This is a genomic window from Roseburia sp. TF10-5 (genome assembly GCF_003462365.1).
Lineage (GTDB): Bacteria > Bacillota > Clostridia > Lachnospirales > Lachnospiraceae > Roseburia > Roseburia faecis.
Genome location: NZ_QTYW01000003.1, coordinates 56,784 through 78,969 on the forward strand (window position 1 = coordinate 56,784; position 22,186 = coordinate 78,969).

Here is a 22,186-nt window from a genome sequence, read left to right on the forward strand (position 1 = left end):
GAATTATGAAATTATCAGAGTTAAAAACCAGACTGAAAAATAAATATGTAGTCCGTATTGTGGCAGGTGTGCTGACCATTGCACTTCTTGGAAGCAGCATGACAGCAGTTGCCGTGCAGGCAGATCAGAAGAAAGATGCTGCAGTTCAGACAGAGCAGAAAGAGGATTCTTCCGATAAGAAGGATGATATTGAGGATCTGCTTCAGGTATCTGTCAGTGATAAAGAAATCGGAAAAGATGAAAATGTTTACCTTATTTCCGATGCAACGGGAAGTGTGTATGATACCATTGTCACCGATCATCTGATCAATAAAAACCAGTCCGCTACACTGGAGGATCAGTCCAATCTGACAGATATCAAAAATGTGAAGGGAAGCGAGGAGTTCTCACAGAACGGAGAGAAGCTGACCTGGCAGGCAGATGGAGCCGATATTTACTATCAGGGAAAAACAGACAGTGAAGCTCCGGTTTCTCTGAAAGTTACTTATTATCTGGATGGAAATGAGATTGCACCGAAGGATCTGGCTGGAAAATCCGGAAAAGTTACCATACATTATGATTACACAAATAATTCTTCTTATGAAGAAACCGTAAACGGAAACAAGCAGACGGTAAAGGTTCCGTTTGCAGCAGTAACGGCACTGGTATTGGATGACAGTTTCAGCAATGTGGAAGTGAAGAACGGAAAAGTTTCCCAGAACGGGGACAGCAATGTGGTTATCGGCTATGCATTGCCGGGAATCAAAGAAAGTCTGAATGTGAAAGATTCTGATTTCATCGATGATCTGGAACTTCCGGAAGATTTTGAAGTGACTGCCGATGTAAAAGATTTCAAGCTGGATACGGCAATGACGATCGTGGCAAATGCCGGAAGCATGATTTCCATGAAGAGCGGGGATTCTTCTTCTCTGGATGATATGATTGATGACATGCTGGATGCAAGCAGCAAGTTAAAAGACGGATCAAAAGAATTATCCGATGGACTGGACACGTTACAGAAAAATCTTGCGGATTATGCAAGCGGCATGAATGAGCTGAATTCAAAGAGCGGAGATCTGGGCAAAGGTGTGGAGACATTAAACACCAGCGCAGAATCCATCAGCAAGGGAATCCAGACACTTGATAAAGCGTTAAATACAAAGATGAGTGATACAGAGAAACAGGCAGCGTCAAAGACCGCTTCCGAGACGGTGGCAAAAGAGTTTGCAAACGGAAAAACGCAGGAAGTCGCAAACCAGATCTATGCCGCACTCCGTTACAGCACAGGAAAAGATGGCAGCACAACGGATGGCGCATTATTTACTTCTCTTTATGATGGCGCTTATAGTGCAAATGCAGCAGAAACCGTGTATAATGAAGTGGTAAGACAGGTATTGCTGAAAGCTGCAGGACAGGCGGCAGACAGCAAACTTACTGCAGATCAGGCGGTTGCCGGCATTAAAGCAGCGTGGGCAAAGGGCGCACAGGCAAACGATCAGACATCAACGGTTATGTATGCCGTATCGGATGGTATGACAAGTGCACAGCTTGCGGAACTGCTGTATGCAAAGAGTGGGGCAAAGGACACACTCTTTCACAAGACACAGAGCACAATCAAGGCACAGCTTGCAGCAGGAAGAAACAATGAGCAGGTGACAGACGGTGTGGAGAGCAGCTTAAAGACGCTGTCGGAGCAGCTGGCAGGAGCATGTCAGAATGTGGCCGTACAGGCAGCAAGTGCAGCCGCTGTTACAGGAGCAGAGAGTGCAAAGGCTACAATTGCACAGCAGATTGAAGCAGTACAGGAAAACGGTTACAGTCTGGTTACCGGTTCCGCAGCACTCAGTAAGGGAACACAGTCTCTGGCAGACGCAGTTCCAACACTGACGAAGGGAATCAAGGCACTCAACGATGCCACGGTAAAGATTGTGTCCGGTGTAGATAAACTGGATGACGGGTCCCATACGCTGGCAGATGGCATGGTAGAATTCGACGAGAAGGGTATTTCCAAGATTGCGAACAGCTATAACGGAGATATCAAACCGCTGACCGATAAACTGCAGGCAATGCTTGATGCGGGTGAGGATTACCAGACATTTACAAAGGTTGCAGACGGTGTAAACGGAAGCGTAAAATTTATTTATAAACAGGATGCGATCAAGGCAGACAGTGAAAATAACAAATAATTTTGATGGTCGGAGGAAAAAGGATGAACTGGATGGAAAACCTGCTGATAATAGCAGGGGTATCTCTGGATATTTTCGCAGCAATGGAATGTCAGGGATCACTGGTTGCAAAAATAAATAAAAAAAATCTGACAGTGATCTGTGGAATCGTTGCGCTGGCACAGTTGATTACGTTATATCTGGGGCATTTTTTGTCCTCCCTGTTCTGTCATTACCGGTCGGTGCCGGACGAAAAACTGCTGGGACAGATTATATCCATGGTAATTTTTATGATTCTTGGCATCCGGCTGATGGTAAAAGCAATCCGAAACGAACATGTGGAAGAACATCTGGAACATCATCTTGGAATCCGGAGATTTGTCCGCATGGCATGTATCAGTGGAATTTACACGCTGCTTACGGGAATTGCATTTGGATTTCTGGAAACGAATGTGCTTATGATTCTGATCATGATTGTTGTATGTACCGTTGCATTTGTGATCGGCGGCATCTATACCGGATATCGTGTCGGATATGAAGCAAAAACCAAAGTATATATCGTTGGCGCACTGTTGCTGTGGGTGGCAGGACTGGATGTATTGATTGGAAGAATTTTATAAAGAGCGTTATTGTGGAAGAAAACCGGCCATATTCTGGCTGGTTTTCTTTTCTTATATGTGTATAATAAACATGTATGAAAGCGTAAGGCAGGTGCATAAAATGGATTATACGGTTCTTGATCTGGAGATGACGGGACTGGCTCCGAAAAGGGACAAAGTAATAGAAATCGGGGCGGTTCGTGTACGGAACGGAGAGATTGCAGATACATATGGAACGCTCGTGCGTCCGGGAATGTCAATTCCGGAAACGGTAGTACAGCTGACCGGGATTACAGATGAAATGGCGGCTTTGGGGAAAGAAGAGAATGTGGCAATGCAGGAACTTCTGCAATTTATCGGGGATGATATTCTTGTGGGACATAATCTGATTTTTGATTACAGTTTTCTGAAGCAGTGGGCCGTCAATCAGAAAATTCCACTGGAATTGTCGGCCTGTGATACCCTGCGGATTGCGCGGGCACTCCTTCCGGGGGCACAGTCGAAAAAACTGGAAAGCTTGTGCGAATATTTTCAGATTGAACGGGAACATGCACACCGGGCACTGGATGATGCAGTAGAAACCTATAAGGTATTTGAAAATTTAAAATCCATAGAAGGTGTTTCCATGGAACTGTTTGTCCCGAAACCTCTGGTGTATAAGGCAAAGAGACAGACGCCGGCAACGGAGCATCAGAAAGAACGGCTCAGGGAACTTTTGGAACAATATGGAAGGAAAGACAGTATCAGCTGGGAGACTCTTACACGTAGTGAAGCCTCCCGGCTGCAGGATAAGATCAGGGCTGGAAAGCTTTAAGTTTTTCCAGAATGATTTTTTGCGGAAACGGTGCAAGCTGCGCAGCTGCTTCCTGCAGCTGCAAGATTCCGGAGAGATTGTCCCCGGTCTGATAGATGGCTGCCAGCTGTGTGTAGATGCTGCTGTTGTCGACATGACAGGAAACTGCAAATTCCAGCAGCTGGCGTGCCTGATCGGTATATCCGGCATCACTCAGTTCCTGGGCATAGATGGCAGCATTTCGTTCAAATGTGGAAAAACGGTCATCACATGCGCTGAGTTCATCCAGGTTTGCAACACCATATTCAAGTTTCAGGTCGGTGTTACTCATGGAAGAAAGATTCAGCATTTTCTGACCGCATAGTGTTTCCAGTGATTTTTTGGCATCGGTCGTAAGGTTTTGTGGTATTTTATCTTCTGTTATGATAAGATAATTAAGATTGCTGATATCTTTTTTGCGTGTGAAATTCGCACTGCGCTCCCGGTCCCAGAACTGTTTTTCGAGATTTTCCTGGGCGCGTTTATTTTTATGCATCAAAAAGTTAATATACAGCAGAAAAACGATAAAAATAGCAAGAAATACAAACATAATGGAAATCCTTTCTGATATTGTTGTGTATTCATTATAACTGATTTTGCGAAAGAGGTGAATAGTATGTATAATTTTAATGGTTCAAAACGAAAAAGACAGCTGATTGCACTCATATCGTTGGTTGTTATCGCTGCAATGGTTGTTACAACACTGGTTTCAGCGCTGATTTATGGGTAGCGGCACTTGAAAAAGTGATTGTTTATGTTAAAATACAAGATAACGCTAAAATTATTTTAAAGGAAGAATATGAAGAAGATAACAAAGTTAGGAATGGCTGCAGCAGTACTTTTTTGTGTGGTGGGACTCGGTTCTCATACACAGGCAGTGATGGCAGCAGAGGAGACTACCATTGAAAATGGAATTTCCATCGGAAATGTAAACGTCGGAGGAATGACAGAAAATCAGGCGATATCTGCGGTAGAAGAATACGTGGATGGGCTGATGGATACAACTTTTACGCTGAGAGGAGAAACCGGTTCCATTCAGATGACTGCGGAAGATATGGGAGTGACCGCGGATGCGGATACTGCCGTGCAGGAAGCTTTGGCGGTGGGACACGCCGGAAGTCTGATCAACCGGTATAAAACCCTGCAGGATCTCAAAAAGAAAAAACTGGTTCTCGATATGCATCTGAGTGTAAACAAACAGGCGACGGCCGAAAAGATATATGAGAGCGCAGATGATCTTGCCGTCGGGGCTGTTGATAATGGATTAAAGCGTGTCAATGGAAAATTTGAATTTGTAAAGGGAAAAGAAGGCGTCGAGGTGGATGTCGTAAATTCCGTGTATGCAATCAATGATTTTCTTGCACAGGGCTGGGACGGCTCCAATAATGAGATTGATCTGGTAACAAAGACGGTAGAACCGCGCGGGGATGAGAAAGAACTCGCAGAAATTACGGATCTGATCGGTTCTTATACGACAAACTTTGCAAGTTCGAGTGCAGGACGTGCAAAAAATGTCATAACCGGAGTGAGCAAAGTAGATGGTACAATCCTTTATCCGGGAGAGGAGTTTGATCTGGCAAAAACGGTCAGCCCGTTTACACAGGAGAACGGATATGAACTGGCCGGTGCCTATCAGAACGGAACGGTAGTGGAATCGTTTGGCGGTGGAATCTGTCAGGTTGCAACGACTTTATATAATGCAGTTATCCGGGCAGAACTGGAAATTACGATGCGTTTTAATCATTCCATGCTGGTTCATTATGTGGAACCGTCCATGGATGCGGCAATTGCCGGAAATTATAAAGATCTGAAGTTTAAAAATAATCTGGATGCGCCGGTATATATCGAAGGATATTGCAGTGGCGGTATCATTTATTTTAATGTATATGGAAAAGAAACGAGACCATCCAACCGGGAGATTTCGTTTGAAAGTGAAACCGTTTCAAAGACAGATCCAAAGGTGCAGTTTACAATGGATGCTTCCCTTACCGCCGGTTCGGTTTCTGTTACCCAGTCCGGACAGTCCGGATGCATTGCGCAGTTGTGGAAGATTGTGAAGGTGGACGGAAAACAGCAGAGCAGGGATCTGTTCAACAAGAGTAATTATCAGGCAACTCCAAAGCTTATTACCATTGGAACCAAAGATGCGACAAGCGAGACGCTTTCTGCTTTAAAGGCAGCAATTACAATCGGGGATGAAGCAAAAGTAAGAAGTGCGGCAGCTGGTTTAAAGACAAACGCGCAAAAGAAAGAAGAAGAGCAGAAAGAAGAAGAAAAGAAGGACGATACCGATAAAAAGGAGGACGCAGACAAGAGCGATACGAACAAGAAAGAGGATTCCTCCAAAAAGGATGAAAATAATAAAAAGGAAGATACAAAGAAGGAAGATTCCAAAAAACAGGATACCAAGAAAGAAACAACATCTTCAACAAATACATCCACGAAAAAAACACAATCGTCCAAAGAAAGCGAATAGAAAATAACAGTATGAAAGCAGGAAAATTATCCGAGTCGATATTAAAGCGCTCGGTTCTCCGACAACTTCATAATCCTGCGGTCCGGGCACCGGGAGTGGGAATAGATTTCGGTGCAGTGGATGCTTCTGCGGGAAAGCAGATCGTTACTGCGGAAGCCTGCCGTGCATTTGACACGTTTCCGGAAGCCGGCGTTTATGCGGCATTGAATAATCTTGCATGCAGTGGGGCAAAACCATTGGGAATTACGATGACGCTTCTGCTCCCGACATCCGCAAGCGAAAATGATCTGCGTGCATGGATTTCGGCAGTATCCCGTGTAAGTGAGAAGGAGCAGATTCCGGTTCTCGGAGGACACACGGAAGTTCTTCGGACAGTGACCTCTCCGCAACTGATTGTTCAGGCAGTGGGAGAAGCTGACAGGGAATTATTTGTCACAGCAGCAGGGGCGCAGCCGGATATGGATGTGATTGTGACCAAATGGGTCGGGCTGGAAGGAACAGCGATTCTTGCAACGGAACACCGGGAAGAGTTATCGGCCAGATACGCACAGCCGTTTCTTGACAAAGCGGCAAAATATATAGATTATCTTTCTATCCGTTCGGAGGCCGCAGTCGCCGCAAAGTCTGGCGTTGCTGCAATGCACGACCTCTCAGAGGGAGGCGTTTTCGGAGCTCTCTGGGAGTTGGGGCAGTGTTCCGGCGTCGGACTGGAAATTGATCTGAAGAAAATACCGATTCGTCAGGAAACCATAGAAATCTGTGAGTTTTTTGATTTAAATCCTTACAAGCTTCTGTCGGGAGGCAGTCTTCTTCTGGCAGCGGCAGATGGCAATGCACTGGTGCATGCGATCCGTCAGTCCGGTGGGGAAGCTGTTATTGTCGGAAGGACAACCGACAGCAATGACCGTGTGCTTATCAATGGGGAGGAACGCAGATTCTTAGAAACAACACAGACAGACGAATTATGGAATATGGTAAAATGTAATTAGGAGAACAATAAAATATGAGAGAGAAGATTTTAACTTTTATAGAAAAAAACAGCCGCATCGATACACAGGAGCTGGCCGTAATTCTCGGTGTAGATGAGACAGCAGTCATGAATGAGCTGGAAGCTATGGAGCAGGAGGGAATTATCTGCGGATATCATACGCTGATTAACTGGGACAAAGCCGGTGTGGAAAAAGTAACTGCACTGATTGAAGTGCGTGTGACACCGCAGCGCGGCATGGGATTTGATAAGGTTGCAGAGCGCATTTACAATTATCCGGAAGTAAATTCCGTGTATCTTATCTCCGGCGGATTTGACCTGATGGTTACATTGGAGGGGAAGACACTTCGTGAGATTTCCCAGTTTGTATCCGATAAGCTTTCTGCCTTGGATCAGGTACTCAGCACAAAGACAAACTTTATTTTAAAGAAATATAAAGACCACGGAACTGTTATGGCTCCGAAAGCAAAAGATGAAAGGATTATGATGGCATAATGAGAAATCCATTATCAAAAACAATTACAACCATTGAGCCATCGGGTATCCGGAAATTTTTTGACATTGTCAGTGAGATGGATGATGCAATTTCTCTCGGCGTCGGAGAGCCGGATTTTGATACACCGTGGCATATTCGTGATGAGGGAATTTATTCCCTTGAAAAAGGAAGAACTTTTTATACTTCAAATGCAGGTTTAAAGGAATTAAAAATTGAGATTTCCAAATATCTTGACCGGAGATTCGGGCTTTCCTATGACTATAACAAGGAGATGCTTGTGACAGTCGGAGGCAGTGAGGCAATTGATATTGCCATGCGTGCCATGTTAGATCCGCAAGATGAGGTACTTATTCCGCAGCCAAGTTATGTATCCTATGTGCCTTGTTGTGTACTGGCAAATGGAACACCGGTTCCGATCGAACTGAAGGCAGAGAACGAATTCCGCCTGACGGCAGAAGAACTTGAGGCTGCAATCACGCCGAAGACAAAGCTTCTTGTTATGCCTTTCCCAAATAACCCGACTGGGGCGGTTATGGAAAAGAAGGATCTGGAAGCAGTTGCAGAAGTGGTAAAGAAACATGATCTGTTTGTCCTGAGTGACGAGATCTATGCGGAACTGACCTATCTGGACAATCATGTATCCATCGCCTCCATTCCGGGAATGAGGGAGCGAACAATCGTGATCAACGGATTTTCCAAATCGCATGCAATGACCGGATGGAGACTCGGTTATGCATGTGGACCGGAAGTAATCATCAAACAGATGTTAAAGATCCATCAGTTTGCGATCATGTGTGCGCCGACCACCAGCCAGTATGCGGCGGTAGAGGCACTGCGCAACGGGGATGAAGATGTTGCCATGATGCGGGAAGAGTACAACGGCAGACGCCGTTATGTACTGGAGCGGTTCAAAGAGATGGGACTTTCCTGTTTTGAACCATTTGGAGCATTTTATGCGTTCCCTTGTATTAAGGATCTGGGTATGACCAGTGATGAGTTTGCAACAAAACTTCTGCAGACGAAGAAAGTTGCGGTTGTTCCGGGTACGGCGTTCGGTGCCTGCGGAGAGGGATTCCTTCGTATATCTTATGCATATTCCCTGGATGATCTGCGGATTGCACTGGATCGCGTGGCTGAGTTTGTAACGGAGATTCGGGAGATTAAGAATTAAAAAATGGCAGAGTTAAATATTGTATTACATGAGCCGGAAATTCCAGCAAATACGGGAAATATCGGCAGAACCTGTGTCGCAACCGGTACAAAGCTGCATCTGATTGAGCCGCTTGGTTTTTCTTTATCGGAGAAACATTTAAAGCGTGCCGGCATGGACTACTGGAAAGATCTTGATGTCACCGTATATGAAAACTGGGAGGATTTCTGTAAAAGAAATCCGGGTGCAAAAATTTATTATGCGACAACAAAAGGACGTCATGTGTATTCGGATGTCCATTATGAACCGGACTGTTTCATTATGTTCGGAAAAGAGAGTGCAGGAATTCCGGAAGAAATCTTAAAGGCGAATCCGGATACCTGTGTGCGTATTCCGATGATCGGGGAAACCCGTTCTTTGAACTTATCGAATTCTGTTGCCATTGTGCTTTATGAGGCACTGCGCCAGAACGATTTTGACCATATGAAGCTGGAAGGACAGCTTCACAGACTGAGCTGGGACGATTAAAATGGGAATTATCAAAGCAAAAAATGTTGTACACGAATTTTTCCGCAGAGATGAGGAAGGCAATGTTGAGTCTATTACGACGGCACTCGATCATGTAAATCTGGATGTAAAAGCGGGACAGTTCATTGCCATTCTCGGACACAACGGATCGGGCAAGTCGACACTTGCCAAACATATCAATGCGTTGCTGACACCGACAGAAGGCGTGATCTGGGTGGATGGAATGGATGTACTCGATGAGGACAATACCATTCCGATCCGGAAAACTGCCGGGATGGTATTTCAGAATCCGGACAATCAGATCATTGCCAGTGTGGTAGAAGAAGATGTGGGATTTGGTCCCGAAAATATCGGGGTGCCGACAGAGGAAATCTGGACGCGTGTCAATCAGAGTTTAGAAGCTGTGGATATGGTAAAATACCGCAAACATTCTCCAAATAAACTTTCCGGTGGACAGAAACAGCGTGTTGCAATTGCCGGTGTTGTGGCAATGGAACCGAAATGCATTGTCTTTGATGAGCCGACAGCGATGCTTGATCCGAACGGACGCAAAGAGGTTATTGCTACCGCACATGATCTGAATAAGAAAAAGGGCGTTACCATCATTCTTATTACACATTATATGGAAGAAGTGGTTGACGCAGATTATGTGTACGTCATGGAGAAAGGAAAGATCGTGATGGACGGTACACCGCGCGATATTTTTTCGCGTGTGGACGAGCTGAAAGAACATCGTCTGGATGTACCGCAGGCAACGCTTGTGGCAGATGAACTGCGCAGCGCGGGCGTACCGATTCCACAGGGAATCCTTACGAGGAAAGAACTGGTGGATGCGATTATGTCCGTGGCAAATGCCTAGACAAAGATATGCGCACAGGCAGGAGATAAAAAGATGGCAGAAATCATTTTAGACAAGATCAATTACACATACAGCGACGGTACTGCTTATGAGATTCAGGCATTAAAGGATGTCAATCTGCAGATTCATCAGGGCGAATTTATCGGAATTATCGGTCATACGGGATCGGGAAAATCGACTCTGACTCAGCTGCTGAACGGACTGCTGCGGGCATCATCCGGAAGCATCTATGTGGATGGGCAGGACATCTATGATGAAGGGTATGATATGAAAGCCCTGCGGAGCAAAGTGGGGCTGGTTTTCCAGTATCCGGATCATCAGCTGTTTGAGACCACCTGTTTTGAGGATGTCTGTTTTGGACCGAAGAATCAGGGACTGGATCGCAGGGATGTAGAACTGCGAGCGTTTGAAGCGCTGCGCAACGTCGGGTTTCCGGAAGAGTTATTTTATCAGCCGCCGTTTGATCTGTCCGGCGGACAGAAGCGCCGTGTGGCAATCGCCGGAGTACTTGCAATGAAACCGGATGTGCTGATTCTGGACGAGCCGACAGCAGGACTTGATCCGGCAGGGCGCGATGAAATCCTTGGACTGGTTTCTAAGATGCACAGGGAACTTGGAATCACGATTCTTCTGGTATCGCACAGTATGGAAGATGTGGCGGAATATGTGGATCGCATCATTGTGATGAATCACGGTGCCGTGATGTTTGATGCTTTGCCGAAGCAGGTGTTTGCGCATTATAAGGAGCTTGAGGCGGTAGGACTTGCTGCGCCGCAGGTGACGTATCTGGTACATGAACTTGCGGAACGGGGACTTCCTGTGGATACACAGGCAACCACGGCAAAAGAAGCAGCACAGACAATTCTGTCGGCACTTCGGGAGAAAAACGTCATTTAGTGTTTGCAGAGCACAGGAGAAATTTATGTTAAGAGATATTACTCTGGGCCAGTATTATCCGGCAGATTCTGTCGTACACAAACTGGACCCGCGTGTAAAATTATTTGCGACAATGATATATATTATTGCGCTGTTTACGTTCCGGGGCATTTTGGGATTTGCGATTATAACCGGTATGCTTATTTTTATGATCAAAATTTCAAAAGTACCGTTTTCATATATCGTAAAAGGGTTAAAAGCCATTGTGGTGCTGCTTTTGATTACGGCAGTGTTTAATCTGGTCTTTACACCGACCGGTACGGAGTACTGGCACTGGGGACCGTTTCATCTGACCAGTACAGGTATTATGAATGCGGTGCTTATGACGATCCGGCTGATCTATCTGATCATTGGAACGTCTCTCATGACACTGACCACGACGCCAAACCAGCTGACCGATGGACTTGAAAAAGCATTGTCTCCGCTGAACCGGATTCACATACCGGTGCATGCGATTGCGATGATGATGTCCATTGCCCTGCGGTTTATTCCGATTCTCATCGAGGAAACGGACAAGATCATGAAGGCACAGATGGCGCGTGGTGCCGATTTTGAGGACGGCAATCTGATCCAGAAAGCCAAAAGCATGGTGCCGCTTCTGATTCCGTTATTTGTATCGGCGTTCCGTCGCGCGGACGATCTTGCCATGGCCATGGAAGCCCGCTGCTACAGTGGCGGAGAGGGACGAACAAAGATGAAACCGCTGCGCTATCAGGGAACAGACCGCAAAGCCTATGTGATATTGATTGCATTTCTTGTGCTTGTGATTGTTGCACGAGTGCTGTTGCGCTGGCCACAGTAGCAGGACGGTGACCGCCGGCAGCAGCATATAAATCATCTGAAAACAGGAAATTTGACAGAACAGGATTAAGAAATATGAGAGTAAAAATGGTCGTCGCATATGACGGAACCCACTATAGCGGCTGGCAGATTCAGCCCAACGGTGTGACCATTGAACAGAAATTAAATGAAGCATTGCAGGCGCTTCTTGGGGAAGACATCCGCGTGACCGGCGCAAGCCGCACGGACGCGGGGGTACATTCTCTGGGAAACGTCTGTATTTTTGATACGGATACCCGTATGCCGGCGGAGAAGATCAGCTACGCATTAAACCAGAGGCTGCCGGAAGATATCGTGGTGCAGGATTCCTGCGAAGTGCCGGATACCTTTCATCCACGTTTTTCCAGAAGCCGAAAGACCTATGAGTACCGGATACTAAACCGGCGGTTCCGCATGCCGACCAGGCGGCTGGATACATATTTTTATCATTATCCGCTGGATGTGGAGAAAATGCAGGAGGCCGCGGATTATCTGGTTGGCGAGCATGATTTTAAAAGTTTCTGTGCGGTCAATGCACAGTCGAAAACCAGCGTACGGACGATCTATGCATGTACGGTCACGAAAGAAGCGGATATTATCACGATCCGGGTGACGGGAAATGGGTTCTTGTATAATATGGTGCGGATCATTGCAGGAACACTGATAAAGGTGGGAGCGGGAGAGTTTGCCCCACAGGAGATGCAGACGATTTTAGATGCCTGTGACCGGAGTGTGGCAGGACCGACGGCTCCTGCACACGGACTGACAATGATCGGACTGGAGTACGAATAAACCACGGAATAGGATCATTTTTGTGTTGATTTGTTGAATATGTCAAAAAATAGATTTTGATTGTGGATATAGATGGCATTTTTTACAGAACCTGTGGATAAAGGTGGAAAAATGGGGATTTACACGAGAAATCTGCTTGACAACAAAAGACCCGGGTAATATAATATATAAGTCTGTGATAGTACGTAAATGTGAGCCAAAAGCCCCGGCGAGCATTTAAACTATATAGAAAAGCAGAGCAGGAAAGAGCAGCGTCCGGACATACGAGGCTTGAAACTGTTCGCATTTTATTGATTTGAATATCTATCAAGGAGGAAAACCCATGAAAACATTTATGGCAAGTCCTGCTACCATCGACAGAAAGTGGTATGTAGTAGACGCTGAAGGCAAGACATTAGGACGTTTAGCATCAGAAGTTGCTAAAGTATTAAGAGGAAAGAATAAACCAATCTTCACACCACACATTGATACCGGTGATTACGTAATCGTTGTGAACGCTGAGAAGATCAAAGTAACTGGTAAGAAGTTAGATCAGAAGGTATACTACCGTCATTCAGGATACGTTGGAGGAATCAAGGAGACAACTCTTAAGGAAATGCTCAACAAGCATCCGGAGCGTGTCATCGAGTTCGCTGTTAAGGGAATGCTTCCAAAGGGACCTTTAGGACGTCAGATGTACACAAAGTTATTTGTATACGCAGGACCAGATCACAAGCATGCAGCTCAGAAGCCAGAAGCTTTAACATTCTAATCAGAGGAGGTAAACAACATTGGCTAATACAAAGTATTACGGAACAGGAAGAAGAAAATCATCTGTTGCCAGAGTTTATTTAGTACCTGGAACAGGAAAGATCACAATCAATAAAAGAGATATTGACGAGTACTTAGGTCTTGAGACTTTAAAGGTAATCGTTCGTCAGCCATTAGTAGCAACTGAGACAGTTGACAAGTTCGATGTTTTAGTAAACGTAAAGGGTGGCGGATACTCAGGACAGGCCGGTGCCATCCGTCATGGTATCTCCCGTGCACTCCTTCAGGTAGATAACGAGTACAGACCTACTCTTAAGGCTGCTGGATTCTTAACAAGAGATCCACGTATGAAAGAGCGTAAGAAATACGGTCTCAAAGCAGCTCGTCGTGCACCACAGTTCTCAAAGAGATAATCTTTCAAGAACGAAGATATCAAGAAAAGCTCATTTTTCAAGGGTTACAGAAGTTGTGGAATGCCGTCAGATGTGCTGGAATTTACATCGAATGCAACACATATGCAGCAGGTATGCAACAAAGATATTGATATGTATAGGACATTTTTCAGTAGAGATACTGGGGAATGTCCTTTTCTTTGTTTAAATCTTATTAATCGCATCTACAAGCTCCTTTATATCAAAGTGGGTATACACTTTCTCTGTGAGTGTCATTGCACCTGAGTGCCCCGCAATCTTTTTGATAATCGTCTGGTTAATACCAGCTTCTGCTAACATTGAGATGCATGTATGTCTGCAGCAGTGAGGTGTACGATTAATACCTAGCTGTTCCATCAATGGCTTGAAATAGCTATCGTAGTAGTTTCGGTATTCAAAATGTTTTCCGGCTTCTGTATGAAGTAAATATTCACATTCAGGGCAGGATTCATACCAAGCTTTGTAATATGGCAGAACTTTGTCTGCTATTGGAACTTTTCTGATACCATTTTCTGTTTTACTACAGATAACATCAAAATACTGTTCATTCAGATGAACATTCTCTTTCTTCAAATCAAGCATTTCAGAGATACGGACTCCGCTATATAGGAGCATCAATACTATCTGATAATATTTGTCTTCCTTTTGTTCCCAGATAATATCAATTTCATTTTTCTCAAACTTGTTTCTATCGTATTTGTTAGGGTTACGATCCTTGTATTGAACAATATCAACGAAGCTTGAATAATCTTTGTTGCAAATATCATTTTTCAAAGCATAATCAAATAGCTGGTTAAACAGGACTTTGATTTTCTTGAGAGTAGGAAAATTCTTACCGCAGGTATCAATAACAGTCTGTAAATCAACTAATTTAATATCCTTGAAAATTTTGTTGTAAAGGGGTTCACAGGATTTATAGGATGCTGTGTATCCTTTTACATTAGATTCAGATATAGTAGGAAACTTACGCTTTGACCATTCTTCATAGACATCTGAAAATGTCATCTTAGCAGCCTTGGTATCAAATGGATTATTATTGTAATCAGCAAGCATTTGCAAGCCATCAGCTCTGGTAGCTGCATATCCAATTGTAATCATATCCTGAACCTGTTTGTCTTTCGCCTCATCGTAGTGCCAGCCTACAGTTTTTCTCACTTGATAAGGTTTTCTTCTTTTGCCGGAAAGTTTTACAACGCTTCCGTATCCGTTGGGTAACTTCATAAGCACCATCCTTTCGCTATTTACTAGAAAGCTGATAGCAAGCGGATAAAATGATTGTTATTCGTGGGTTACCTTTGTCACACTTGGGCGGATAGTCTTCCATATTTCGTAATTATCCTGTGTCTGGCTGCCATTATCAAGTAATTCTTTCATAGCCTGCCAGTCTTTAAGAAACTGAACAAGATTCTTATTGGAAAAGAATATACCGGGCTCTCCGTCTAAATCCTTGATAGAAATGTCAAATGTTTCATCAATAGCAAATAGTAATGGTAGTACATCACCATCAGCCTCGATATCAAATTCCATCAATGAATTAACATTGACACCAAGTGCATCTGCAATTTTTCTAAGCTGTTCAGGCTTAGGAAGATTCTTTCCAAGCTCATACTTACGGATTGCAACTTCATGTATTCCACAAGCTTCGCCTAGTTCTTTCTGGGTTAAACCACGAAAGGTTCGTATTAATTTAATCTTTTTACCGGTATTCATTGCCTCAACCTCCTGTGATTGTAAATGTAACACACTAATATTTAATAGTCAACATTAAATTTTAAACTATTGACAGAGCAAATAAAGGTCTGTATAATACAAAACATAACAGAGCAAGAAATGCTCTATATAAAAAGAGGAGGTGGTAGAGATGCCAGAGGTTATCTATCAGGGTGATTTACCAGCTTTTACAGGGAGAAATGTACCAATAAAAGAGATTGCAAGTGCAATAGGGAAGGATGCACAGTATGTAAGGCTGGGAATACAACAAGGATTACTCAAATTTGGAACGGCAATAAAGGTAGGCAGCTCAAATGAGTTCAGCTATTATTGTCCGGATAAAAAAGTTTGGGAAGAAACAGGATATTTTAACAAAGAAGCAGTATAGCAAGGAGGATGAATATGGTTGAAAAACAGAATGTTGAACTGAAACTTATTCATATGGAGGATGTGGTTTCAAAGGAGGTGGAATGGCTATGGTATCCATATATACCATACGGAAAGATAACAATTATTGAAGGAGATCCGGGAGAAGGAAAGACAACTTTGGTTCTCAAGTTAGCGGCAGCTCTTAGCAGGGGCTTGCCGCTCCCCTGTGACGATGATAAGGAATATGAACCTATTCATATCATATATCAGACAGCAGAAGATGGAATTGAAGATACAATTAAGCCCAGATTAGAAAAGGCAGGAGCAGATTGTTCCATGATTCGGGTTATTGATGAGACAGATAAGGAATTATCAATGACAGATGATAGGCTGGAGCAGGCAATAATTGAGACTAAGGCGAGGTTAATCATTCTTGATCCGATTCAGGCATATATCGGAGCTACAGTTGATATGCATAGAGCAAATGAAATAAGACCGGTGTTAAAGCATCTTGGAATAATAGCAGAAAAGCATAATTGTGCAATTATTCTTATTGGTTATATGAATAAGGCATCTGGAAGTAAATCAACATACAGAGGACTTGGTTCTATTGATATACAGGCAACTGCCAGAAGTGTTCTGCTGGTTGCGAGGCTTCGTGATAAACCTAATATAAGAATAATGGCACATGATAAATCTTCATTAGCTCCGGCAGGGGATGCGATAGGATTTGAAATGACTGAGGATAATGGAATGGTATGCATAGGACCATATGACATCACCATAGATGAGCTGTTATCCGGCAATGAAGGAAGAGGAAAAAAGAAGCTCGACATTGCGGAGAATTTTATCAAAGAATACTTTGGTTCAAACAAGGTAATTCCATCTAATGAAATAATGATGGAAGCTGCAAAGAGGAGCATTAAGAGAAATACTCTTTTATCGGCAAAGAAAAAGCTGGGTATAACATCAGATAAAGAAAAAGCAGAAGATGGAACAATTTACTGGACTTGGGTAATGCCGGAATAAAGAGTTTAACAATCTGGATGTTTGAAAAAGCAGATTCTAAATTCTAGGAAAGAGTTTAGAGTCTGTAATCATAAAAAGTACAGATTATTAAACTCTTGGTAATGGTAAAGATAATATATAAAACCCTCGGAGAGCCCACTGCAATTTTGGCTTGCCAAAACTGCTAGGGGGTTATCATCTGTGGCAGAGCCAAGATGATAACTGCACTGCTCCGATAGATTTAACAGATAAAAAGGTAGTACAGATAAGGAGATGCGAATGGGAAATATTTCATATACAGCTCATGTGAGCAATAAGAAAAGTGCCATTACATCGAAATCTAAGCTTGCAGCTGTTGCAAAGCATAACCTGAGAAAATATAAATCATCAGATTATAGCAAAGACAACATTTGCATCATATATGGTACATCAAATCTGATTGATGATGTAAAAACAGTATACCATAAAGAATTCGATGAGGCATTAGAAGAATATAATAAAAAGCAGATACGACCAGACCGGAAAATCGAAGATTATTTTGAACATGTGGCAGGTAAGGAACAGGATATGGCAGTTGAAATAATAATTCAAATAGGCGACAGGGAGTTCTGGAAGCAATTTGATGATATGAAGTCATATATGAAATTGTCATATCAGATAATACTGGACGAGCTTAGAAAGCGGTTACCACAGTTCGTAGTTGCAAATGCTGTGGTTCATCTTGATGAGGACAGTCCGCATATGCACATTGTCGGAGTTCCTGTGGCAGATGGATATAAGAAAGGTCTTAGCAAGCAGGTGTCAAAACGTAAGATATTCACTAAAGATGTGTTATCACGAGTGCTGCAGGATGAGCTTCGAGAGGTGGCGAATAAAGAAGTGAATGATTGGTTTGGAAAACAGATAAAAGAAAAGTCGAAAGGTCGAAATCATGATCTGACAGTTGCGGAATATAAAGTGGCACAGGAAACAGAACATTTGGAACAGATACAGGAACAGGTGCATGATGCGGATATTAAGTTGTTTGCTTCAAAAATTGCTTATAAGGAGTTGGAGCGTAGTCAAACTAAGGAACTTAATGAAAAACGTTCAGAACTTCAATCGGTAAGACAAGAGATTGCAAGCGTGACGGACAAGGCAAATGAAGCAGTAGAATTGCTTGGTAAGATCAATGCATTTATATCATCATTCAGATTATTCGCTCCGACAATAGAAGAATATGCTAATCATGTTGAAGCAGATAAGATTATAGAAGCAGGAAACTCGTTCAGAGGAATATTTTATGAAATAGGAAAGCTGCTGGAGACATTTAAAGAACTGATAAAAGAAGGATTATGCTGGTTTCCAAGGCTTATGAGGTGGAAAACTTCTAAGGGTGAAGTAGCTCCGGTATTCATAGAGAAAAGTAATGGATATTCATATTCGGTGTATGGATATATGAATGTGGATACTAAGGAATATTATAGTAAAGAGTCAATTCAATGGGAGATTAAGGCAGGTAACAGGACAGGAACAGTTGAACATATGGATGCTAATGTTGAGGCTATGGCAAGAGATTTGCAGGAGATATTGAGGATTGGAGCGGAGCAGAAGAGGTTGTGGGAGGTGTATGATAAAAAGGTATAAAACATTAAGAGAATATTTTTATACAAGCACAATGATAATCTTACCTAAGTTATTATAAAGTAAAAAAAATTGAAATATGTAAAAAAATCTTCTTATGTGATATAATGAAATAAGATATATGCGTAATGAAACAGACCAAGAAATGTATTTATTACAAAGGAGGTTTAAGATTATGAGTAGTGATGAAAGATTATTAAATATTGTGATGAGTTATAGAGAAAAATTGCAAAAAAAGATTCAGATTAGAAAGAAGGAAATGGAAGAAGACAATAATGATCATTATATGATATATAATGCACTGGGGTTTACGAGCGAAGAAGGTTACCAAATTGATTATCAACAAAATGTTGGTCGATTCCTTTATAAATATGCTGGATCTATGCTAGAAGAATTGGCGATAAATTGTCTTAAACAGGCATTTCCACAGGCACAAGAAAAAGTGAAATTGTTAAACACTATAGATAAAAGTCCTAAACATGTTGAAATTGATTGTTTGGTAGACGATAGAGCTTATGAGATTAAGTGGAAAGATGCAACAACAGATGGTGATCATATAAAGAAAGAACATAAAAGAGTACAAGTTATTAAGGATGCGGGATATACACCGATTAGAATAATGTTTTTCGAACCAAACAGAGAACAGGCAATTCGTATTCAGGCAACATTAAAACAACTTTATAAAGATATTGGTGGAGAATACTATGCTGGAGAGGATGCATGGAACTACTTAATGCAGGAAACTGGAGTGAATTTAAAAGAACTTTTTAACAAAATGAAGGAATGATTATATGGAAATAAATAAGGTTATATGTGATGATTGTGTCAATGGATTAACTAGGATAGAAGATAATAAAGTTGATTTAATATATTTAGACCCACCTTTTTTTACACAGGATGTACAACGTTTATATTCGAAAGAAACAAAAACAGAATTAACATTTTCGGATAAATGGAATAGTATGGAAGAGTATCTTTTGTTTATGGAGGAAAGACTTACAGAATGTAAAAGGACACTCAAAGATACTGGGAGCATATTTGTCCATTGTGATAGAAATGCATCACATTACTTAAAGGTATTATTAGATAAAATATTTGGAATGAAAAATTTTCAAAGTGAAATTATTTGGACATATAAAAGGTGGTCCAACTCGAAAAAGGGATTGTTGAATAATCATCAAGTGATTCTATTTTATAGTAAAACAGATAGATTCAAATTTAATCGTATTTACACAGAATATTCAGAGACTACTAATATTGATCAGATTTTACAAGAGCGAGTAAGAGATAAAGAAGGAAAAGCGAAATATAAGACCGATGAAAATGGAAATGTGGTTATAGGAAAGAGCAAAAAGGGAGTTCCATTATCTGACGTGTGGGAAATACCATATTTAAATCCAAAAGCAAAAGAGAGAGTGGGATATCCAACACAAAAACCAGTTATTTTACTTGAACAAATAATAAAACTTGTAACTGATGAAGGCGATATTGTTGTTGATCCGTTTGCAGGGTCGGGAACAACGCTAGTTGCAGCAAAAATACTTAATAGAAAATATTTAGGTATGGATATTTCGAGTGATGCTGTTTTAATAGCAGAAAAACGATTAGAAACATTGATAAAAACAGACTCTTTTTTATTAAAAAAAGGAAAAGCTGCATATCAAAATTTATCGGAAAATCAATTGGCAATATTGAAATCAATTAATGCTATGCCTGTTCAAAGAAATAGTGGGATGGATGGGATTTTATCTGAGTACTTGGATGGAAAACCCGTTTCGGTAAAAATTCAGAAAGAGGAAGAAACATTGGATGAGGCTATAAATAAATTGATCAAGTCGAGTAGAACGAAGAAGTGTGAATATATGATTTTAATTAGAACTCATACAGATTATATAAATGTTATTGATTTTAATCGTATACCACAAGGTGTCATCATTATGGATAGTTATGAGATGCAGATAGATGAATATATAAATAATAAACAATTGAAATCGTTTGTTTTATAGAAAAAATATTATATATATTTATTAATAAGACATATGAGGATTTGTGTAAAACAAGATTATTATATAGGGTTAGGAAGGACAAGAGATAAATGCAAACAATTACATTAGATGCATTAATACCAAGAGAGGATTTTAACATTTTATCGTCTACAGGAAGTAGTAGCAATACAAGAAATAAACAAACTCTTTCTATCGAAGATTTAAAATATGATTCATTCTTTTTTAGTGCATTACGGAAACCTATATTTCAGAGAGAAACAAATGAGTGGGATGCAGAAAAAGTTTGTTCTATGATAGAGAGTTTTGTAAATGATGAATTGGTTCCAGCGATAATTTTGTGGAGAAATCAAGGTGGATATATATTTGTTATAGATGGTGCACACAGATTAAGTAGTCTTGGTGCGTGGATAAATGACGATTATGGTGATGGACCAATTTCAATTAGTTTTTATGGGAATTATATATCGGATGAACAAAGAAAAGCTGCGGAAAAGACTAGACAATTAGTAAATCAAAAAATTGGCTCATTCAAAGAAATTGAAGCTATATCAAGAAATAGGATATCAACAGAAAATGATTTGAAAAATGATATTGCAAAAAATCTAGGTGCGTTAGCAATACAATTACAATGGGTGGATGGTAATGCAGCAAAGGCGGAAGATTCTTTCTTAAAAATAAATCAATCCGCAACAAAAATAAGCGAAGCAGAGTTGGAGTTGATAAAAAATAGAGAACATTCATATGCAATTGCAGCGCGTGCTATTGTGCGTGCTGGAAAGGGATATAAATATTGGTCTGCATATAGTATTACTGAACAAGAGCATATAGTAGAATTATCAAAGAAAATTCACCAGTTAATGTTTGGTATTGGAAATATAAACATGGATGATATAAATTCATTGCCAATTGGTGGACCTTTAAATTCATCTCTGACACTTGATGTAGTAACGCAAACTGTTAGGATTTGCAATGGACTGGATAGAAAGACGAAAACAAATGTTGGGGATGCTAATGAGGTTATTACATACCTTAGGAATACTTTAAGAATTTTACAATATATTAATTCTAAAGAGAAATTTTCATTGGGGGTGCATCCATTTGTGTATTTTTATTCAGGAATTGGAAAACATAAAATAGGATCATATTATGGATTTTTAATGTTTGCTAAGGAATTAATAGAAAAAAAGAAAATTGATAATTTTATTCAAGTAAGATCTAGGTTTGAGAGTGTAATATACCAATATAATTTTTTGGTCCAACAAATAATAAGAAAAGATAGGCAAAGCAAACGTGCATATGTATCTATTAAAGATTATTATGTATTATTAATGGAGATTATTCTAGAAAATCCTACATACAGCAATGAGGCTATCGTAGAAGAAATAAAAAAGAATGATAAGTTTAAATATTTGCAAACGGAAATTGTGGACAATGAGACAGTAGCAGTTAAAAGTAATTTTTCACGTGGTAAGAAACAGCAAATTAAGATGGAAACATTTGTTGAATCTTTACCAAGATGTCCTATTTGTGGCGGCTACATTTGCAGTAATTCAGTATCGGTTGACCATATTCAGCGAAAGCAAGATGGAGGAACGAATGCTGTTGAAAATGGTCAAATAACACATTTGTATTGTAATACCACATATAAAAATTAATGGATAGAAAATTGC

The 22,186-nt window shown here is 41.3% G+C and carries 23 protein-coding genes; 20 read left to right on the forward strand and 3 right to left on the reverse strand.

Annotated elements, in window-relative coordinates:
• The first annotated feature begins 5 nt into the window (after window positions 1-5).
• The 3 genes from DXD06_RS03965 to DXD06_RS03975 all read left to right on the forward strand — a co-directional run bounded on the left by DXD06_RS03965 (window position 6) and on the right by DXD06_RS03975 (window position 3,557).
• On the forward strand, window positions 6-2,165 hold the full coding sequence (locus DXD06_RS03965; RefSeq protein ID WP_117830741.1) for a hypothetical protein: 2,160 nt from the start codon (window positions 6-8) through the stop codon (window positions 2,163-2,165).
• A 23-nt stretch (window positions 2,166-2,188) separates the two neighbouring features.
• Window positions 2,189-2,764 (forward strand): manganese efflux pump MntP, encoded by a 576-nt coding sequence (locus tag DXD06_RS03970; protein WP_117830742.1) that lies wholly within the window; start codon window positions 2,189-2,191, stop codon window positions 2,762-2,764.
• 70 nt (window positions 2,765-2,834) lie between these two features.
• Window positions 2,835-3,557 carry a 3'-5' exonuclease gene (locus DXD06_RS03975; RefSeq protein ID WP_278308187.1) on the forward strand — a complete coding sequence of 241 codons (723 nt, stop codon included), beginning with the start codon at window positions 2,835-2,837 and terminating at the stop codon, window positions 3,555-3,557.
• Here the strand turns inward: DXD06_RS03975 and DXD06_RS03980 are convergent.
• Window positions 3,538-4,125 (reverse strand): hypothetical protein, encoded by a 588-nt coding sequence (locus DXD06_RS03980; RefSeq protein WP_117830743.1) that lies wholly within the window; start codon window positions 4,123-4,125, stop codon window positions 3,538-3,540. The genes DXD06_RS03975 and DXD06_RS03980 overlap by 20 nt on opposite strands.
• A gap of 249 nt (window positions 4,126-4,374) precedes the next feature.
• On the opposite strand from DXD06_RS03980, the gene DXD06_RS03985 reads away from it, so the two are divergent.
• The 11 genes from DXD06_RS03985 (at window position 4,375) to rpsI (ending at window position 13,782) form a co-directional block, all read left to right on the forward strand.
• On the forward strand, window positions 4,375-6,051 hold the full coding sequence (locus DXD06_RS03985; protein WP_117830744.1) for a VanW family protein: 1,677 nt from the start codon (window positions 4,375-4,377) through the stop codon (window positions 6,049-6,051).
• An 11-nt stretch (window positions 6,052-6,062) separates the two neighbouring features.
• Window positions 6,063-7,040 carry an AIR synthase-related protein gene (locus DXD06_RS03990; RefSeq protein WP_117830745.1) on the forward strand — a complete coding sequence of 326 codons (978 nt, stop codon included), beginning with the start codon at window positions 6,063-6,065 and terminating at the stop codon, window positions 7,038-7,040.
• Between the two features lie 14 nt (window positions 7,041-7,054).
• A complete protein-coding gene (locus DXD06_RS03995) occupies window positions 7,055-7,534 on the forward strand; it encodes an Lrp/AsnC family transcriptional regulator (RefSeq protein WP_022044831.1) in 480 nt (159 codons plus the stop codon).
• On the forward strand, window positions 7,534-8,706 hold the full coding sequence (locus DXD06_RS04000) for an aminotransferase class I/II-fold pyridoxal phosphate-dependent enzyme (RefSeq protein WP_022044830.1): 1,173 nt from the start codon (window positions 7,534-7,536) through the stop codon (window positions 8,704-8,706). Before DXD06_RS03995 ends, DXD06_RS04000 begins: the two co-directional genes overlap by 1 nt.
• Before the next feature lie 3 nt (window positions 8,707-8,709).
• The gene (locus tag DXD06_RS04005) at window positions 8,710-9,213 is read left to right on the forward strand and encodes a tRNA (cytidine(34)-2'-O)-methyltransferase (protein ID WP_022044829.1); all 504 of its coding nucleotides are present in this window, start codon (window positions 8,710-8,712) and stop codon (window positions 9,211-9,213) included.
• A gap of 1 nt (window position 9,214) precedes the next feature.
• On the forward strand, window positions 9,215-10,072 hold the full coding sequence (locus tag DXD06_RS04010; RefSeq protein ID WP_022044828.1) for an energy-coupling factor transporter ATPase: 858 nt from the start codon (window positions 9,215-9,217) through the stop codon (window positions 10,070-10,072).
• Between the two features lie 33 nt (window positions 10,073-10,105).
• Complete coding sequence (locus DXD06_RS04015; RefSeq protein WP_022044827.1) at window positions 10,106-10,969, forward strand: energy-coupling factor transporter ATPase; 864 nt, start codon at window positions 10,106-10,108, stop codon at window positions 10,967-10,969.
• 25 nt (window positions 10,970-10,994) lie between these two features.
• A complete protein-coding gene (locus DXD06_RS04020; RefSeq protein WP_055260683.1) occupies window positions 10,995-11,810 on the forward strand; it encodes an energy-coupling factor transporter transmembrane component T family protein in 816 nt (271 codons plus the stop codon).
• A 74-nt stretch (window positions 11,811-11,884) separates the two neighbouring features.
• The gene (gene truA / locus DXD06_RS04025) at window positions 11,885-12,619 is read left to right on the forward strand and encodes a tRNA pseudouridine(38-40) synthase TruA (protein ID WP_117830746.1); all 735 of its coding nucleotides are present in this window, start codon (window positions 11,885-11,887) and stop codon (window positions 12,617-12,619) included.
• Window positions 12,620-12,941: 322 nt separating this feature from the next.
• Window positions 12,942-13,370, forward strand: coding sequence for a 50S ribosomal protein L13 (rplM, locus tag DXD06_RS04030; RefSeq protein ID WP_022044824.1), 429 nt, complete (start codon window positions 12,942-12,944; stop codon window positions 13,368-13,370).
• A gap of 19 nt (window positions 13,371-13,389) precedes the next feature.
• Window positions 13,390-13,782, forward strand: coding sequence for a 30S ribosomal protein S9 (gene rpsI / locus DXD06_RS04035; protein WP_022044823.1), 393 nt, complete (start codon window positions 13,390-13,392; stop codon window positions 13,780-13,782).
• A 183-nt stretch (window positions 13,783-13,965) separates the two neighbouring features.
• On the opposite strand, the gene DXD06_RS04045 is transcribed toward rpsI, so the two are convergent.
• Together DXD06_RS04045 and DXD06_RS04050 are read right to left on the reverse strand one after the other, a co-directional pair.
• On the reverse strand, window positions 13,966-15,021 hold the full coding sequence (locus DXD06_RS04045; protein WP_117830747.1) for a tyrosine-type recombinase/integrase: 1,056 nt from the start codon (window positions 15,019-15,021) through the stop codon (window positions 13,966-13,968).
• Window positions 15,022-15,078: 57 nt separating this feature from the next.
• Window positions 15,079-15,510, reverse strand: a complete 432-nt coding sequence (locus DXD06_RS04050; protein ID WP_014078575.1) for a helix-turn-helix domain-containing protein — start codon at window positions 15,508-15,510, stop codon at window positions 15,079-15,081.
• Between the two features lie 151 nt (window positions 15,511-15,661).
• On the opposite strand from DXD06_RS04050, the gene DXD06_RS04055 reads away from it, so the two are divergent.
• The 6 genes from DXD06_RS04055 (at window position 15,662) to DXD06_RS04080 (ending at window position 22,171) form a co-directional block, all read left to right on the forward strand.
• The gene (locus DXD06_RS04055; protein WP_014078576.1) at window positions 15,662-15,898 is read left to right on the forward strand and encodes a hypothetical protein; all 237 of its coding nucleotides are present in this window, start codon (window positions 15,662-15,664) and stop codon (window positions 15,896-15,898) included.
• 14 nt (window positions 15,899-15,912) lie between these two features.
• Entirely contained in the window at window positions 15,913-16,908 is a 996-nt protein-coding gene (locus DXD06_RS04060) for an AAA family ATPase (RefSeq protein WP_117830748.1), read from the forward strand.
• A gap of 258 nt (window positions 16,909-17,166) precedes the next feature.
• Complete coding sequence (locus tag DXD06_RS04065; protein WP_117830749.1) at window positions 17,167-18,513, forward strand: plasmid recombination protein; 1,347 nt, start codon at window positions 17,167-17,169, stop codon at window positions 18,511-18,513.
• Window positions 18,514-18,685: 172 nt separating this feature from the next.
• Window positions 18,686-19,297: an ApaLI family restriction endonuclease gene (locus DXD06_RS04070; protein WP_117830750.1), complete on the forward strand. Its 612-nt coding sequence runs from the start codon at window positions 18,686-18,688 to the stop codon at window positions 19,295-19,297.
• Window positions 19,298-19,301: 4 nt separating this feature from the next.
• The gene (locus DXD06_RS04075) at window positions 19,302-20,516 is read left to right on the forward strand and encodes a DNA-methyltransferase (protein ID WP_117830751.1); all 1,215 of its coding nucleotides are present in this window, start codon (window positions 19,302-19,304) and stop codon (window positions 20,514-20,516) included.
• A gap of 89 nt (window positions 20,517-20,605) precedes the next feature.
• Window positions 20,606-22,171 carry an HNH endonuclease family protein gene (locus DXD06_RS04080; RefSeq protein WP_117830752.1) on the forward strand — a complete coding sequence of 522 codons (1,566 nt, stop codon included), beginning with the start codon at window positions 20,606-20,608 and terminating at the stop codon, window positions 22,169-22,171.
• Window positions 22,172-22,186 lie beyond the last annotated feature (15 nt).